Origin of the sequence: Chryseobacterium cheonjiense (assembly GCF_012927265.1) — a bacterium.
Lineage (GTDB): Bacteria > Bacteroidota > Bacteroidia > Flavobacteriales > Weeksellaceae > Chryseobacterium > Chryseobacterium cheonjiense.
Window position 1 is genome coordinate 320,364 of sequence record NZ_JABBGF010000003.1, and the last position, 14,937, is coordinate 335,300.

Here is a 14,937-nt window from a genome sequence, read left to right on the forward strand (position 1 = left end):
TTGTGCTTATTATTTTATCAAATTAAAGGTGATGAAACGTAAATATTCCAGAACATATTTTTTGTGTTCCGTTCTTTTGGTATGATTATCCGTAAGTTTGGGGAGGTGTTCGCTGAAAAATTGCTGATCGTGGGCGGTTTCAAGCAAGGTGCTGGCAAATGATTTCGGATAAGGAAAATCCGGTTTTGCCTGTGTGATAACTTCACCAAAAAAGTTACAGAGACTTTTCAGCGGGCTGAAAACCATTTCCTGATTGATCTCATCTACCTCTTTTACAAGATAAGATTTGCTGCTTTCCGCGATGACGATGCTGTGAAGCTTGACAAGATCATAGTCTTCAACCATGTCGTGGGTATCATCATTATGGGTAATGATCTCCAGAATTTTCTCCATTTTCTGCAATGGTTCTTTCATTTCTTCCAGTCTGAGCTTGGAAATAAATTCAATATAAGACCAATACCAGTTTAAGATATAGGTTAATAATTTATGCTTGGAAGGGAAGTACCGGTATACGGTAGCTTCGGTAGAATTAATTTTCTGAGCCAGCTTTTTAAAGGTAAAGCTCTCAAAACCTGTTTCGTAGATGAGCTCAATAGAATTTTTCACAATAGATTTTCCTATTTCACTGTTTTCAGGATTTTTAAGATATAATGTTTCGTTGACTTTAAATTTTACTTGAAATTCCATTTTAAATTTTTTCTGATTGTAGCAGTATTGCTATTATATTTAGCAAAACTTATACCAAAAGTAATTTTAATATAATTTGTAATAGTATTGCTATCAAATGGCATAGTATTTGTTTTTGTGGTATGTGTAATGCAATCCCGGAAAGCCGAAGCCGGAATTAATTAGTAGGCATAACAAAAAAATTAAATGATGAAAACTACATTTTTTTTTAGCGCATTCGCCGGACTTATACTCTTGTCCTGTAAAGAAAATCCTGTAAAAGATAGTTCAACAAAAGAACAGGCAGATGTGAAGCCTGTGGTTACGGAAGTGATGACCAAAGAGCAGCAGGCGGCACTAACTCCTGATCAGGTTTTGCAGGATTTTATTGAAGGGAATAAAAGATTTAATACCGGAAATAGCACCCCTAGAGATTTGTCTATGCAGGCAAGAAAATCTGCTCCGGGACAATATCCTAAGGCCGTTGTACTGAGTTGTCTTGACAGCCGTGTTCCTGTGGAAGATGTTTTTGGTCAGGGATTAGGCGATGTTTTTGTAGGGAGAGTCGCCGGTAATTTTGTAAACGAAGATCTGTTGGGAAGCATGGAGTTTGCGTGTAAAGTTGCCGGAGCAAAACTGATTCTTGTAATGGGTCATCAGCATTGCGGCGCCGTCAAAGGAGCAATTGATGACGTCAGACTCGGAAATATTACGGCCATGCTGTCAAAGATAAAACCTGCAGTTGAAATGAGCCAGGATTTTGCCGGTGAAAAGACTTCAAAAAATGATCAATTCGTAAGACATGTTTCTGAAAACAATGTGAAACATGCCATCCGGCAGATTCGTGAGAAAAGTCCGATTCTGAAAGAAATGGAGGATAAGGGAGAGATTAAAATTGTTGGGGCGTTTTATCGTCTTACAGACGGGACATTTGAATTTATTAAATAGATAATTATGCGGGCCACAAGTTAGTTTTTTCATATCTGATTTTATTTTTGCGATTAAGGCCCGCATTTTTTTAAACATTGAATATGAAAAATTTAATAAAACTATCATTTTTTATTCTGTTTTTTGGAATAACAGCAAGATCTCAGGATAAATCTGAATTTACAAGTATCAATGAGGCAAACAAGAATCCTGAAAAAGTGCTTAGGCTTAATCTTGATCATGAAAAAGCAAGCTTAGCGGGTATAGACTGGAAAAAATTCCGAAATCTTGAATATCTCAGTCTCAAAGACCTGCATCTGAAAAAGATTCCGGAAGGTATTACTGCATTACCGCAACTGAAAGTACTGGATATCAGCGGGAATGATTTTAAAGTGTTGCCATCAGGCTTCACCAAGCTTACCAAGCTGGAAGAACTTTTCCTGAACGACGAAAAGAATATTGATCTTTCGCAAAATATAGATCTGCTCAGTAAAATGAAACATTTAAAGGTATTGCATATTGAAAATGATAAGCTGAAAGAACTTCCTGCAAATTTCTGGAAACTTAATTATCTGGAATCGATTTATCTTAATGATAACCAGCTTAAAAAATTCGATTTTCCGAAAGAAAGGATGAATAACCTTAAGAATATTCATCTCAATAACAACCTTTTTATGCCAAGTGATATCGACAGGCTCAGCTCCCGGTACGGAACACTTTTGAGGTTTTAATTGTAGCGTCAGCAATCATTTAAAACTCATTGTTTTCCATTGGGAATTAATTACATCCAGAATTAATCCAATCAAAATACAGATGAAAATAAATTTATTTAAAATACAGTTTCTCGCAGCAATTTTCATTTCTGCTTTTACTTCTGCGCAGAATAACAGGATCAATACCTCCGGAAACATTGGTTGGTACAATTTTTTCGGAACCATCAAGCTTAATGATAAATGGGGACTGCACACCGAATATCAATGGCGGAGAGATAATTTCATTACCGACTGGCAGCAGAGTCTGTTAAGAATCGGTGTAAATTATCAGCTCAATCCCAGAATACTGTTTCGTATAGGTTATGCATGGATCGAAACTTTTCCTTACGGTGAAATTCCCATCAACGGCTTGGGAAGGGACTTTACGGAACACCGGATTTTCGAAATGATACAGCTTTCCCACAAAGAAGGGCTGGTAGATTTTTCCCATCGTTTTATGCTGGAACAGCGTTTCGTGGGAAGATATACCTCTGCAAATGTCAACTCTGAGGACGACTTTCCTTTACTAAACAGGATGCGCTATATGATTCGTCTGCAGGTTCCTCTGAAAGGCAGGGAAATAAAAGATAAAACACCGTATGCGGCAGTTTATGATGAGGTTTTCATAGGATTTGGAAAAAATGTGAATGCCAATGTTTTTGATCAGAACCGAATTGGTGCGTTGCTGGGATATCGATTCAACAAAAACTTCAGGCTGGAGGCAGGATATCTTAACCAGACACTTCAATTCGGAAGACAGATCAACGGTCAGAATGTTTTCCAGAATAATCACGGGTTCATCGTCAACGCCAATGTAACAATTGATGCAGGCAAGAAAAAAGAGTAAAGTGTAAGATGCTAAAAAGTTATATTTGTACAAATGATAAAATAATGCAGAAAATTTTAGCCATTATAAGTTTACTTTTTCTCACTGTACAATATAGTGCACAAATTCCAAAAGTTATCGGCGGCAAAATTGAAAGAATAGCAGATTTTAAATCTAAATATGTAACGCCTAGAAATGTGGATGTTTGGCTTCCTGCAGATTATTCTACCTCTAAAAAATATGCGGTGCTTTATATGCAGGACGGGCAGATGCTCTATGATCCGGAAATGACCTGGAATAAACAGTCGTGGAATGTAGATGATATAATTTCAGGCCTTCTTAAAAACGGGGAAATTCGAAATACTATCGTGGTCGGAGTCTGGAATGATTCAAAACTGAGACATTTCGACTATTTTCCTCAAAAACCTTTTGAGAGCCTTACGGCAGCAGAAAAAGACACAGTTCGGACCCAATTAACAAAATCGGGAAGATCCGATCAGATTTTTTCTCCCAATTCTGATAATTATCTGAAATTTCTGGTAAAAGAACTCAAACCGCTTATTGATGAAAAATATTCTACCTACAAAGACATAGCCAATACTTTTATAGCAGGGAGTAGCATGGGAGGGCTTATTTCTATGTATGCCATCTGTGAATATCCCAAAGTTTTCGGTGGCGCAGCCTGTCTCTCAACACACTGGACGGGAACTTTCACAAATAAGAATAATCCGTTTCCGGAATCGGTTTTAAAATATTTCAATAAAAACCTTCCGGATCCCAAAACACACAAAATCTATTTCGACTGCGGAGATCAGACCCTGGATGCACTTTATCCTGAGATCCAGAAAAAAGCGGATATAATCATGACTGAAGCAGGCTATACGGATGCCAACTGGAAAACCCTTTATTTCCCTGGAGAAAACCATAGCGAAGAAGCGTGGAATAAAAGGCTTCATATCCCTCTTGAATTCCTGCTGGAGAAAAAATAACAGATTTTGCAATAAAGTGACTTTAAACATTAATAAAATACTTTCCTGCCTTGTTCATTTTTATTAAATTTGTCAACCTTTAAATATTAAAATAAAATAATAAAAATAATATGAATCTTCACGAGTATCAATCAAAAGAGATTTTATCAAAGTATGGAGTAGCTATCCAACGTGGTTTCGTTGCAAACAACGTAGATGAAGCTGTAGCTGCTGCTGAAAAGCTAACTGCTGAAACCGGAGCTCAGGGATGGGTGGTAAAAGCACAGATTCACGCAGGAGGCCGTGGTAAAGGAGGCGGTGTAAAGTTTTCTCCGAATATGGATAAGCTTAAAGAAAACGCTCAGAACATCATCGGAATGCAGCTGATCACCCCACAAACTTCTGCTGAAGGTAAAAAAGTAAACTCTGTTTTGGTTGCTGAGGATGTATATTATCCGGGAGAATCTGAAACAAAAGAATTTTATGTTTCTATCCTTTTAGACAGAGCGGAAGGTAAAAATACCGTTGTGTACTCTACAGAAGGAGGAATGGATATTGAGCATGTTGCAGAAGTAACTCCTCATCTTATCCACAAAGAAATCATTGATCCTGCATTAGGTCTTCAGGGATTCCAGGCGAGAAAAATTGCTTTCAACCTTGGTCTTGAAGGAAACGCTTTCAAAGAATTCGTAAAATTCATCACTTCTTTATACAACGCTTATACAGGAATCGATGCTTCTCTTTTTGAGATCAACCCTGTTTTGAAAACTTCTGACAATAAAATCATTGCCGTTGATGCTAAAGTAACTTTGGATGACAATTCATTGTTCCGTCACAAAGATCTCGCTGAGCTTAGAGATACAAGAGAAGAAGATCCAATGGATGTAGAAGCCGGTGAAGCGGGGCTTAACTTCGTAAAATTAGACGGTAACGTTGCTTGTATGGTAAACGGAGCAGGTCTTGCAATGGCAACAATGGATATCATCAAATTATCAGGTGGTAATCCTGCTAACTTCCTTGACGTAGGAGGTACTGCTGATGCTCAGAGAGTGCAGACTGCTTTCGGAATCATCTTAAGAGATCCGAATGTAAAAGCAATCTTAATCAACATCTTCGGAGGGATCGTAAGATGTGACAGAGTTGCTCAGGGTGTTGTAGACGCTTACAAAGCAATGGGTAGCCTTCCGGTTCCATTGATCGTAAGACTACAGGGAACAAATGCTGTTGAAGCTAAGCAGTTAATTGATGATTCAGGATTGCCTGTACATTCTGCAATCACGCTTGAAGAAGCTGCAAACAAAGTAAAAGAAGTTTTAGCATAAGCTGAATTTCTCAATAGAATATAAAACCGTTTCTTTTTGAAACGGTTTTTTTTGTGCGGTAATATTTGATGAATTTCAAAAAAAAACTATAAAACATTCACGTTAATTTCATTATATTTACAGTAAAAGGATTTTGAAATGAGAAGGTTAGTATACTTTTTTCTCTTTTTATTTCTTAGCTGCCAGTCTCAGGTCGGTGTAAATAACGCAATGCGTCAAAGACAGATCTCTTTCGAAGACAAAAATCATTATCCTTTTACACTTACTTCCAAAAATTTTTTAATCATCGACAGCCAGGAAAAAATGGATGAGATTTTCAGTAGTATTCATCGAAAAAACAGCGGCAACCGATTTTCACCGATTCCTGCCATAGTTGAGAATGAGATCTATCTTATTTGCAAGCCTCAATTAAAAAATTCCAATGACGTGTCAATAGATTCAATAGTTCTACAGAACAATAAACTGTATATAAAAGTCAGTGAATTTCAGAATCCCAATTTCAGTAAAACAAGCAGAATTTCACCTAATATTTTATTAAAGTTAAATGAAAAATTAAATGTAAAAGACGTCATCATCAAATACTAATAAACAAAGACTGTTATGAAAAATAAAACATTTATCTTCTTATGCCTGCTTATCGCGGCGCAGGTTTTTGGACAAAATTATTGGTCAAAGATTAAAAATCCTAAGATCGACAGAGAAAATCTTAATCCAAGATGGACTACACCGAACGCTTTTTCTTTGTATCATGCCGATCTCGACAAAATTAAAGCCGATCTGAAAAAAGTTCCGCAACGTTTTTCCGGTGATGAAAGCCATATCATGCAGTTTCCTGACGCGGACGGTAATGTCCGGGACTATATCGTACAGGAAGCTTCCGTAATGGAACCGGAGTTGCAGGCAAAATTTCCTGAAATAAGATCCTACACAGGCTGGCAGAAAAACCATCCTGAAAATACGATCCGTTTCAGCGTAACCCCTTCCACAGGAATCAGTGTCATGTATTTTGATAATTGGGACATTAGTTACTTAGACAGCTATACAAAAGATAACTCTGCATTTATACTATATAAAAGAAAAGATTTACCGCTCAATAATAGGCTTTTTGAATGCCATGTTGAAAATGAATTGGATCAATTAAAAAATAACGGGTCTGCGAACAAAGCGCCGTTGGTTTCCGACGGACAGTTCAGAACCTACAGACTTGCACTTTCTGCCACTGGAGAGTATACCACTTTTCATGGCGGAACTGTATCCCTGGCAATGGCCGCTATGGCTACCACGATGACCAGGGTAAACGGAATTTATGAAAAAACAATTTCCACGACAATGGTTATGGTGAGCAATAACAATCAGCTCATTTATACCAATGCCTCTACCGATCCTTTTACCAATGGAAATCCGAGTACGATGATCAATGAAAACCAAACAAATACTACAAATATTATTGGCTCTGCCAATTACGATATAGGTCATGTTTTCGGAACTAACAGTGGAGGATTAGCCGGGTTGGGAGTGGTTTGTGTTTCGTCTAATAAGGCGAGAGGTGTTACAGGTTCCGGAGCGCCAATAGGAGATCCTTTTGATATTGATTATGTAGCTCACGAAATGGGACATCAGTTTGGGGCTAATCATACTTTCAGGGCGGCGACTTCTGCCTGTAGCGGTAACTTTAATAATGCCACAGCGTATGAACCGGGAAGCGGAAGTACCATTATGGCATATGCAGGGATCTGCGGGGTGACCAATAATGTTCAGAATAATAGTGATGCTTATTTTCATGCAGCAAGCATTTTGGAAATGTATGCTGTTTTGCAGAGAGCTTCGGATTGTGCGAGTAAAGTATCCAACAACAATGGTGTCCCTACCGCAGATGCAGGAGCTGATTATATTATTCCGAAAGAGACAGCGTTTGTTTTAACAGGTACAGGAACAGATCCTAACGGAGATCCTTTAACATATTTATGGGAACAGTACGATAATACAAGCAATACTCAGCCTCCTGTATCTACAGCAACAGCCGGGCCGGTTTACCGATCTTTAACACCTACAACTTCACCCTCAAGATATTTTCCTACGCTGAGTTCTGTGGTAGCGAATAATTTGTTTCCGAAATGGGAGGTTACACCTGCTGTTGCCAGAACACTAAACTTTTCACTGGTGGTAAATGATAATAAAGCTACCGGGAATCAGGCTGCAAGAGATGCAATGGTAGTAACGGTTACCAATGACGGACCTTTTACAGTAACTTCACAGGCACTTGCAGGAGAAAGCTATAACGGGAATACAAGCATTCCGATAACATGGAATGTAGCCGGAACCAATACCGGAACCATTAATACACAGAATGTAAGTATCTTGCTTTCCAAAGACGGTGGGCTGACTTTCAATACAGTTTTAGCTGCAAGCGTTCCTAATAACGGATCTGCCAATGTAACATTGCCTAATGAAAATATTGCTTCAGCAAGAATCATGGTAAAAGCAGTTAATAACATTTATTATGCACTTAATACTTCGCCTTTTTCCATCGTACAGTTTTTGGCAACTGCTGAATCAGATGTAAAAAGTTTTTCCATCTACCCGAATCCTTCTCATGATGTGGTTCATATCAAACTAAAGCGTTCTTCCCAAAAGGCAGATTACCAATTATTCGACGCGTCAGGGAGATTGTTGAAAACAGGAAATTTCAAAGGTACGACTGAGTTGAGTGTGAATGATCTGACGAACGGAAACTATATCATTTCACTCGTTTTGGAGAATGGTGAAAAAATATCTGAAAAATTAATCATTAAGAAATAATGTTTTTCTATATATTATGAAAGCAACCTTTTAAAGGTTGCTTTTTTCTTCCTGACTTTTGCTGGTCACGCTATTCGTATCGGTAATGCTGATGCTCATTGGAGTTACCAGCTGAATGCCTTCCGAATCCAATTTTTTCTTTATTTCAAAATAGGCAATGCTTTTCAGCAGCATCATATCGGCACCTATCACCATGGGAAATTTAACCTGAAGATTAAAAATACCCTGCTTAAGATCGGTTAGTATGGCTGTAGCGGTTTCCGGGCGGTCTACATTTTCAAGGCTGCGTACTACTTCCAGAACAGATTGCTGCGCCTTTGCAATATCCTGATCAGCCGGAATTTCAAAATTCAGATATATTTTTCTTTGGGGAGAAGCCGTGAAATTATAAAAAGAGGAGCTGAAAATTACCTGGTTCGGAATATAAACTTTCTTTCCATCGTCAGCAATCACTTTTGTTGTAAGAAAACCAATTTCAGAAACGGTTCCGGAATTATTTCCGATCGTAACATAATCACCTACTTTAAATGCTTTATCAATGCCGATCAGCATTCCTGAAAAGATGCTTGAAACAAGATCCTTTAAAGCAACACCGGCAATTACCCCCGCAACACCAAGACTTCCGATAAACTTCCACAAAAACCCGCTGAAACCCATAATTTCAAGTGCGATAAATGTTCCCATAATCATAATGAGAAATCTGAATACGCCAATGAGGGTTACCAGAGAGCTTTCTTTTTTACTTTTTGGAAAAAGCTTGTGAAATATTTTAACCGAAATCTGACTTAAATACTTACTGGTAAAAAGAAAAAATGAAAATACAATAATCCCCACAATAAGTTTCGGAGTGATTTCTGCAAACTTCAGGTACCAGTTTTGAAGAACATTATAAACAACATCAATATAGCTCAAACTGCTTTTCTGCATGAATAATTTTTTTAAATAATTACATTTTTTTAAACAAAAATTTTGCCAGTCTCAAAAACTCTACTAAATTTGTAGACTAATAAGAACAAAATATTATGTCAATTAAACTAGGAGATACAGCACCGGACTTTCAGGCGGAAACGTCTTTAGGAGATATTAATTTTTATGAGTATTTGGGAGATTCCTGGGGAATACTGTTTTCCCATCCTGCAGATTACACCCCGGTGTGTACCACGGAACTCGGCTACACCTCAAAACTGAAATCGGAATTTGAGAAAAGAGGAACGAAAGTTATCGCTTTAAGTGTAGACGGGGTGGAAGACCATCAGAACTGGATCAGAGATATTAATGAAACCCAGGATACGGATGTGCAGTTTCCTATCATTGCAGATAAAGACCGTACAATTTCCGAGCTGTACGATTTTATTCATCCCAATGCTTCGGCTACAGCTACTGTACGTTCTCTGCTGATTATTGATCCTGAAAAAAAAGTAAGGCTCATTATTACTTATCCTGCCTCAACGGGAAGAAATTTTAATGAAATCCTTAGAGTGCTGGATTCACTTCAGCTTGTAGATTCCTACAAGGTGGCCACTCCGGTAAACTGGGAAGAAGGAGATGATGTTATTGTTCCGCCAAGTGTTTCCACTGAGGAAGCAAGGAAAATATTTCCGAAAGGCGTTAAAGAGGTAAAACCGTATCTGCGATATACGCCACAACCTAATACATGATTTATTTGATTTTTTATAGTTTAGTTTTAATTTGTACGAAAATCGCCGCGGAAAATTTTTTCCGCGGCGATTTCATTTACGTGTATATAGTGTGTGTGAAGTGATTCTTATTGTGCAACATCGTTAGCTACCTGCTTAGCTTTTGATGTCGGAATATAAATGCTGAAACCTACGTTGAAAGTAATATTAGAATTAAGCCCTTCGTTTCCGAAGCCTGCTCTTCCTCTGTATTTTACCAATCCTTCAAGACCGATATTCGGTGTGATGAAGTAAGAGTAACCTGGTCCTACACCAAAATCCAAACCTGTAGTAGAATCTCCGTTTTCAACAGATCTTCCTCCGATTCCTACATTTCCTTCGAAGAACCAACGCCCGTGGTTAAGCAGATTATCTACACCTTTTTCTCCCGGTGAAAGAAAATAGCGGCCTAATGCACCAACTCCATACGTAAATTCTGTAGGGCTTCCGTTGGTAACCTTATTGAATCCTAAATCTACATAACCTCCTAAGGCAACATTATCTTCAATGAAATATGCTCCTTTTGGTTGGATTCCAATATTGTATCCGCCACCTGTATTCAGTCCGAAATTACTTGATATTAAACTGCTTCCTACTAACCAGTTTCCTTTTTGAATTTGTGCATTCATGGTTGTAGCCAAACCTGCTACCGCTAGTATTCCTGATAAAATTAGCTTTTTCATAATTTATTATTTTAAGTTTATGTTTATCATTTGTGGTTTCTGAAAAACAATAAATGTGCCAACTAATCAATGTTTGGTGAATTTGACAGCATCAATTAAAATTTTTTAAAATACCATAGTGTGGTATGTATTTTTTTCTAAAATTATAACAAAAGTAATATAATTGATACCACAAGACCTACTGCCGTAAAAATCATTCCACGTTTGAATGCTTTGGTTTTCGGATTAAACATCCAGAAACTTGAAATAACGAAAAAGAATAACGAAATCCCGAAAAAAGTGTTTAATGGCGATAGGGTGTCTTTTGATTGTGCTTTGTGAAGTTTTGTCATTTTATCCAAAACAAATGGCAGTTCTTTTTTTGAATATTTTGCCTGTCCTGTGGCGGCATCATAAGTTCCCTGTTTAAATTTTAAAACGGTTCCTTCGGTTTTTTCAACCTCGAAATTTTTTATTCTTAATTCTTTACCCAATGCCTTTTCATCAAGGTTTTTCTCAATTACTTTGTCATATTTTTTTTCTTTTTTAAGAAAATCAGTATCCCTGTACACCAGCAAAATGCCGCTTACTGCATACACTGCCATGATGCCGGCCAGGAAATAGCCCAGATAACGGTGGGTAATTCTCATGAAACTTCTTGTGTCCTTAATCTTATCCATAATGTAGTTTTTGTTTTTAAATTTCAAAGTGGAAACCGCAACAATGCAATTCCCACTTTCTATGAAAAAATAGTATTAGTCTTTTAAAGCTTGTACGTTAATGTGAAATAGTAATTTCTTGGAGTGATTGGGTTTACCGAGTAATTTTCATGAACATTATAGTTCACTACATCAAACAGGTTTCCTACTCTTCCCTGGATCATGAATTTTTTCCATTCGTAGCCTACAGACAAAGAAACTGTTGTATAGTCTTTCAATTCGAAAATTCTACTAATTCCGTTTCTTGATGCTAAACTGTTGCTTCCTGTTTTTGTGTCATTCCAGCCAGCTAATCTGTCACCAATATAATAAACACTGGCACCGACCTTCAATCCCGGAATATAATTGGTGAATTTGTAAAATATTGATGCGTTCGCTGTAGTGGCAGGAGTTCTTACCAATCTTTGATTCTCTACATATCCAAAAGCTTCGGGTGTATCTAAATATACGGAGTTGTTATATGAAAATCCTCCGATAATAGAAAGGTTTTCGGTAGGATTTCCTGTGATATCAAGTTCTACACCACGACTTCTCATTTTTCCTGCAAAATCTTTGATCAGGCCATTAGGATCTAATTGTTGTCCTGCATCGTTTAAAGCGACCTGATAGTAATTTCTATATAATATCTGGTAGACTGTTAGGTTGATGGCTAATGCATTATTCCAAAGGTTCTTCTTTGCACCTACTTCATACTGATCAATATTTGTCGGCGTGAGGGCTTCGTCATTTCTTAATCTCCCGGTGTTGGCTACAAAAGAGTTTGTATAGGTTGCGAAAACAGATAAATTGTCGTTTGGAGCATATACCAAACCAACTTTTGGTGATATTGCCTGATCTGAAGACGAAGTATTGTTTACTAAATTTTTGCTTTCGGTGGAATTTGGATCAACAACTCCGTTTTTGCTGGTTTTAAATTTAGTATTGATTGTTGGCATGTTTTCAATATAGGACCAACGTAATCCTGCAATCACTTTAAATTGCTTAGTAAGACTCATAAAATCTTGAGCGTAAACCCCGATTCTTCTTGTATTGATGCGGTTTTTTTCAAGTCTTTGCGCATCCGGTGTACTTCCGCTAGCCCATGATGAAGGATCATCTAAATAGAGTGTTCCATTGCTGTTGCCGTTAGTTCCATATAAATAACTGTTTCCGTAAGCCAGGTTATTAGTTGGATTATAATAGGTATAAGAATCTGCAGCTCCATAGTCTGCATCTGCTCCAAACAAAACTTTATGGTTTATTTTTCCGGTAAAGAATTCACCATTAAGGTTTACCTGTGCAGAGGTATAGTTTTGTTCATTATAAGTTCTGTTCAATGGTCTCTTCCAGGATAATCGATTACTTACATAACCCCATTGTACCCTTTCTGTAGAAAAATAATCCTTAGTGTAATTCTGATAAGATGCTGTAGCATTTAATGACCATCTTTCGTTAAACTGATGGTTAAATGTAGTATTTGTAGATACCTGCTCAACATTTTGAAACTGCCAATCTGTACCTAAAAATGCATTTCTCGGAAGCAGGTTGTTCATTTCATAAGTAAGACCATCCTGTTTAGTGATCGATCCTATACCGAAATCCGGGGTAAAATCATTTTTAAGATAATCGGCTTCAACAATTAGTTGTGACCTGTCACTTAAATTAAATAAAAACGACGGATTGAAATAATATTTTTCTGACTGAACAACATCTCTGAAACTTTCCGCATATTCATAAGTTCCATTAACTCTGAAAGCTATATTTTTAGAAAGTGGACCATAGATATCAACCATTGGTTTATAAGAGTTCCAGCTTCCGGCATTCATTCCCACACTGCCTCCAAAATTGAATTTAGGCTTTTTCGTAATCATGTTGATCACTCCACCGGCGGCCGTATTACCGTACAGCATGGCGTTGGCTCCTTTAAGAACTTCAACCCTCTCCAGACCGCTTACCTCAGGGAAAATACCACTGTTTATTCTTGATCCGTTCTTAAAGATATTGTCATTTCCTAAAATGAAACCACGTCCGCCAAAACTATCCTGAGAATTTCCTCTTGATGAAGTTACGTAGATACCGTTAACGTTTTGAAGTACGTCACTCAATTGCTTCGCCTGTTGCTGCTCAATAATTTCATGAGTTACGATGGCAATAGGTTGCGGTGTTTCCATTATTGTAAGATTAGACTTTGTAGATAATGGTCTGGCCTTATTAGGATTTCCTGTTTTATGAAGGTTTACATCTTCAATGGTCTGTATCCTAATGGTATCAGCTTCCGTATTTCTCATTTGTGCACCTAAGGACAAGGCTGTGAATAATAATCCTAAGGTTACTAGCTGTTTATTCATGATAGCTTATTATTTAGAGTGATTTTAAATAAAGTGCAAATGTATATTATTATTTAGAATTAATAAAAATTAATAAGTGATATTTGTCATTTTTTAGATAAATCAGAATAGAGATTTGGCGGATATATTGCAGGGGAATGAATAACTTTGGTAAAAAATAAATTATGCAATTGGTAAAAACAGGGCTCTGTGCATTCGGAATGAGCGGAAAAATATTTCACGCTCCCTTTTTAAAAGAACATCCGGGATTTTTTTTGTCGGCTGTTGTGGAAAGAAGTAAGGAAGATTCTAAGGAAAAATATCCTGAAGCAACCATTTATCGCTCTGTAGAAGAAATGCTTGAGCATGCAGACATCGATTTGGTAGTGGTAAATACGCCGGTTCAGACTCATTTTGAATATGTAAAAATGGCTTTGGAGGCAGGGAAAAATGTAATTGTTGAAAAACCTTTTACGGTGAATGTGTCCGAAGCAGAAGAACTGGTAAGGCTGGCAGAAGAAAAAGGGCTGTTTTTGAGTGTTTATCAGAACAGAAGATTTGACCGTGATTATCTTCAGGTCCAGAAAATTATGAATGAAGGTAAACTCGGGAGTATAAAAGAGGCTGAAATCCGTTTCGACAGATTCCGTACCGAACCCAGCGGAAAGGCCCATAAAGAAAATCCTGACGCTACAGGTTCTGGATCATTGCATGATTTAGGCTCTCACCTGATCGATCAGGCAACCCAATATTTTGGGTTCCCGGAAAAATTATTTGCCGATGTATTTTCCATGAAAGGAAAAGATTTTGCCAATGATTATTTTGAAATTATTTTATATTATCCTGATGAATTGAGGGTAAGGCTGAAGTCTTCAGTGTTTACTAAAGAAGCACATTATGCTTATGCCATTCATGGAGAAAAAGGAAGCTTCCTCCAGAAAAGGACAGACAATCAGGAAAATGAACTGGCGTCAGGAGCCATTCCTGAATATGGTAAAGAATGGACTCAGCCTATTGGAGAGCCGGACGGAATTCTGAATTTTTTAAATGATAATAAAGAAACCGAAAGAGTTGTAACTTCCAGTGAAGCTGGAAATTATATGAATTACTATCAGCAGATTTACGAATTTATCGTTTTCGGATATGCATTGCCTTCCCCCGCAGAAGAGATCATCAGGAATATGAAGATTATTGATGCGGCATTGGAAAGTTCAAATACTGAAAAAGTAGTTTACCTGTAATGGGATATTAGAGTTTTAGGGTTTTAGTTGTTTAATAAAAATCACTTTTACCCTAAAACGCTATCTCGCTCAG

At 37.4% G+C, this 14,937-nt stretch carries 14 protein-coding genes; 9 read left to right on the forward strand and 5 right to left on the reverse strand.

What is annotated here, in order from left to right:
* Window positions 1-9: 9 nt before the first annotated feature.
* Window positions 10-687, reverse strand: a complete 678-nt coding sequence (locus tag HHL20_RS16340; protein ID WP_169232241.1) for a TetR/AcrR family transcriptional regulator — start codon at window positions 685-687, stop codon at window positions 10-12.
* 189 nt (window positions 688-876) lie between these two features.
* Here HHL20_RS16340 and HHL20_RS16345 point away from each other — a divergent pair, with 189 nt between their 5' ends.
* From HHL20_RS16345 to HHL20_RS16375, 7 genes are all read left to right on the forward strand, one after another.
* Window positions 877-1,614, forward strand: coding sequence for a carbonic anhydrase family protein (locus HHL20_RS16345; RefSeq protein ID WP_169232242.1), 738 nt, complete (start codon window positions 877-879; stop codon window positions 1,612-1,614).
* Between the two features lie 83 nt (window positions 1,615-1,697).
* Window positions 1,698-2,324, forward strand: coding sequence for a leucine-rich repeat domain-containing protein (locus HHL20_RS16350; RefSeq protein WP_169232243.1), 627 nt, complete (start codon window positions 1,698-1,700; stop codon window positions 2,322-2,324).
* Window positions 2,325-2,406: 82 nt separating this feature from the next.
* Entirely contained in the window at window positions 2,407-3,192 is a 786-nt protein-coding gene (locus tag HHL20_RS16355) for a DUF2490 domain-containing protein (protein ID WP_169232244.1), read from the forward strand.
* A 44-nt stretch (window positions 3,193-3,236) separates the two neighbouring features.
* Window positions 3,237-4,160 (forward strand): alpha/beta hydrolase, encoded by a 924-nt coding sequence (locus tag HHL20_RS16360; RefSeq protein WP_169232245.1) that lies wholly within the window; start codon window positions 3,237-3,239, stop codon window positions 4,158-4,160.
* A 110-nt stretch (window positions 4,161-4,270) separates the two neighbouring features.
* The gene (sucC, locus tag HHL20_RS16365) at window positions 4,271-5,461 is read left to right on the forward strand and encodes an ADP-forming succinate--CoA ligase subunit beta (protein ID WP_066437020.1); all 1,191 of its coding nucleotides are present in this window, start codon (window positions 4,271-4,273) and stop codon (window positions 5,459-5,461) included.
* A gap of 138 nt (window positions 5,462-5,599) precedes the next feature.
* Window positions 5,600-6,046 carry a hypothetical protein gene (locus tag HHL20_RS16370; RefSeq protein WP_169232246.1) on the forward strand — a complete coding sequence of 149 codons (447 nt, stop codon included), beginning with the start codon at window positions 5,600-5,602 and terminating at the stop codon, window positions 6,044-6,046.
* A gap of 15 nt (window positions 6,047-6,061) precedes the next feature.
* Window positions 6,062-8,260 (forward strand): reprolysin-like metallopeptidase, encoded by a 2,199-nt coding sequence (locus tag HHL20_RS16375; protein WP_169232247.1) that lies wholly within the window; start codon window positions 6,062-6,064, stop codon window positions 8,258-8,260.
* 30 nt (window positions 8,261-8,290) lie between these two features.
* Here HHL20_RS16375 and HHL20_RS16380 read toward each other — a convergent pair whose 3' ends face one another.
* Window positions 8,291-9,187: a mechanosensitive ion channel family protein gene (locus HHL20_RS16380; protein WP_169232248.1), complete on the reverse strand. Its 897-nt coding sequence runs from the start codon at window positions 9,185-9,187 to the stop codon at window positions 8,291-8,293.
* A gap of 95 nt (window positions 9,188-9,282) precedes the next feature.
* Here HHL20_RS16380 and HHL20_RS16385 point away from each other — a divergent pair, with 95 nt between their 5' ends.
* Complete coding sequence (locus tag HHL20_RS16385) at window positions 9,283-9,918, forward strand: peroxiredoxin (protein ID WP_169232249.1); 636 nt, start codon at window positions 9,283-9,285, stop codon at window positions 9,916-9,918.
* Window positions 9,919-10,025: 107 nt separating this feature from the next.
* On the opposite strand, the gene HHL20_RS16390 is transcribed toward HHL20_RS16385, so the two are convergent.
* The 3 genes from HHL20_RS16390 to HHL20_RS16400 form a co-directional block, all read right to left on the reverse strand.
* The gene (locus tag HHL20_RS16390; RefSeq protein WP_169232250.1) at window positions 10,026-10,619 is read right to left on the reverse strand and encodes a hypothetical protein; all 594 of its coding nucleotides are present in this window, start codon (window positions 10,617-10,619) and stop codon (window positions 10,026-10,028) included.
* Between the two features lie 143 nt (window positions 10,620-10,762).
* The gene (locus HHL20_RS16395) at window positions 10,763-11,278 is read right to left on the reverse strand and encodes a hypothetical protein (RefSeq protein ID WP_169232251.1); all 516 of its coding nucleotides are present in this window, start codon (window positions 11,276-11,278) and stop codon (window positions 10,763-10,765) included.
* A gap of 83 nt (window positions 11,279-11,361) precedes the next feature.
* Window positions 11,362-13,644, reverse strand: coding sequence for a TonB-dependent siderophore receptor (locus HHL20_RS16400; protein WP_169232252.1), 2,283 nt, complete (start codon window positions 13,642-13,644; stop codon window positions 11,362-11,364).
* A gap of 164 nt (window positions 13,645-13,808) precedes the next feature.
* Between HHL20_RS16400 and HHL20_RS16405 the strand changes: the two genes are divergently transcribed.
* Entirely contained in the window at window positions 13,809-14,864 is a 1,056-nt protein-coding gene (locus HHL20_RS16405) for a Gfo/Idh/MocA family oxidoreductase (RefSeq protein WP_169232253.1), read from the forward strand.
* The last annotated feature ends 73 nt before the right edge of the window (window positions 14,865-14,937 follow it).

Coding starts and splice junctions, on each gene's coding strand:
- HHL20_RS16340 (WP_169232241.1), bottom strand. CDS start 687: ATGGAATTTCAAGTAAAATTTAAAGTCAACGAAACATTATATCTTAAA.
- HHL20_RS16345 (WP_169232242.1), top strand. CDS start 877: ATGAAAACTACATTTTTTTTTAGCGCATTCGCCGGACTTATACTCTTG.
- HHL20_RS16350 (WP_169232243.1), top strand. CDS start 1,698: ATGAAAAATTTAATAAAACTATCATTTTTTATTCTGTTTTTTGGAATA.
- HHL20_RS16355 (WP_169232244.1), top strand. CDS start 2,407: ATGAAAATAAATTTATTTAAAATACAGTTTCTCGCAGCAATTTTCATT.
- HHL20_RS16360 (WP_169232245.1), top strand. CDS start 3,237: ATGCAGAAAATTTTAGCCATTATAAGTTTACTTTTTCTCACTGTACAA.
- sucC (WP_066437020.1), top strand. CDS start 4,271: ATGAATCTTCACGAGTATCAATCAAAAGAGATTTTATCAAAGTATGGA.
- HHL20_RS16370 (WP_169232246.1), top strand. CDS start 5,600: ATGAGAAGGTTAGTATACTTTTTTCTCTTTTTATTTCTTAGCTGCCAG.
- HHL20_RS16375 (WP_169232247.1), top strand. CDS start 6,062: ATGAAAAATAAAACATTTATCTTCTTATGCCTGCTTATCGCGGCGCAG.
- HHL20_RS16380 (WP_169232248.1), bottom strand. CDS start 9,187: ATGCAGAAAAGCAGTTTGAGCTATATTGATGTTGTTTATAATGTTCTT.
- HHL20_RS16385 (WP_169232249.1), top strand. CDS start 9,283: ATGTCAATTAAACTAGGAGATACAGCACCGGACTTTCAGGCGGAAACG.
- HHL20_RS16390 (WP_169232250.1), bottom strand. CDS start 10,619: ATGAAAAAGCTAATTTTATCAGGAATACTAGCGGTAGCAGGTTTGGCT.
- HHL20_RS16395 (WP_169232251.1), bottom strand. CDS start 11,278: ATGGATAAGATTAAGGACACAAGAAGTTTCATGAGAATTACCCACCGT.
- HHL20_RS16400 (WP_169232252.1), bottom strand. CDS start 13,644: ATGAATAAACAGCTAGTAACCTTAGGATTATTATTCACAGCCTTGTCC.
- HHL20_RS16405 (WP_169232253.1), top strand. CDS start 13,809: ATGCAATTGGTAAAAACAGGGCTCTGTGCATTCGGAATGAGCGGAAAA.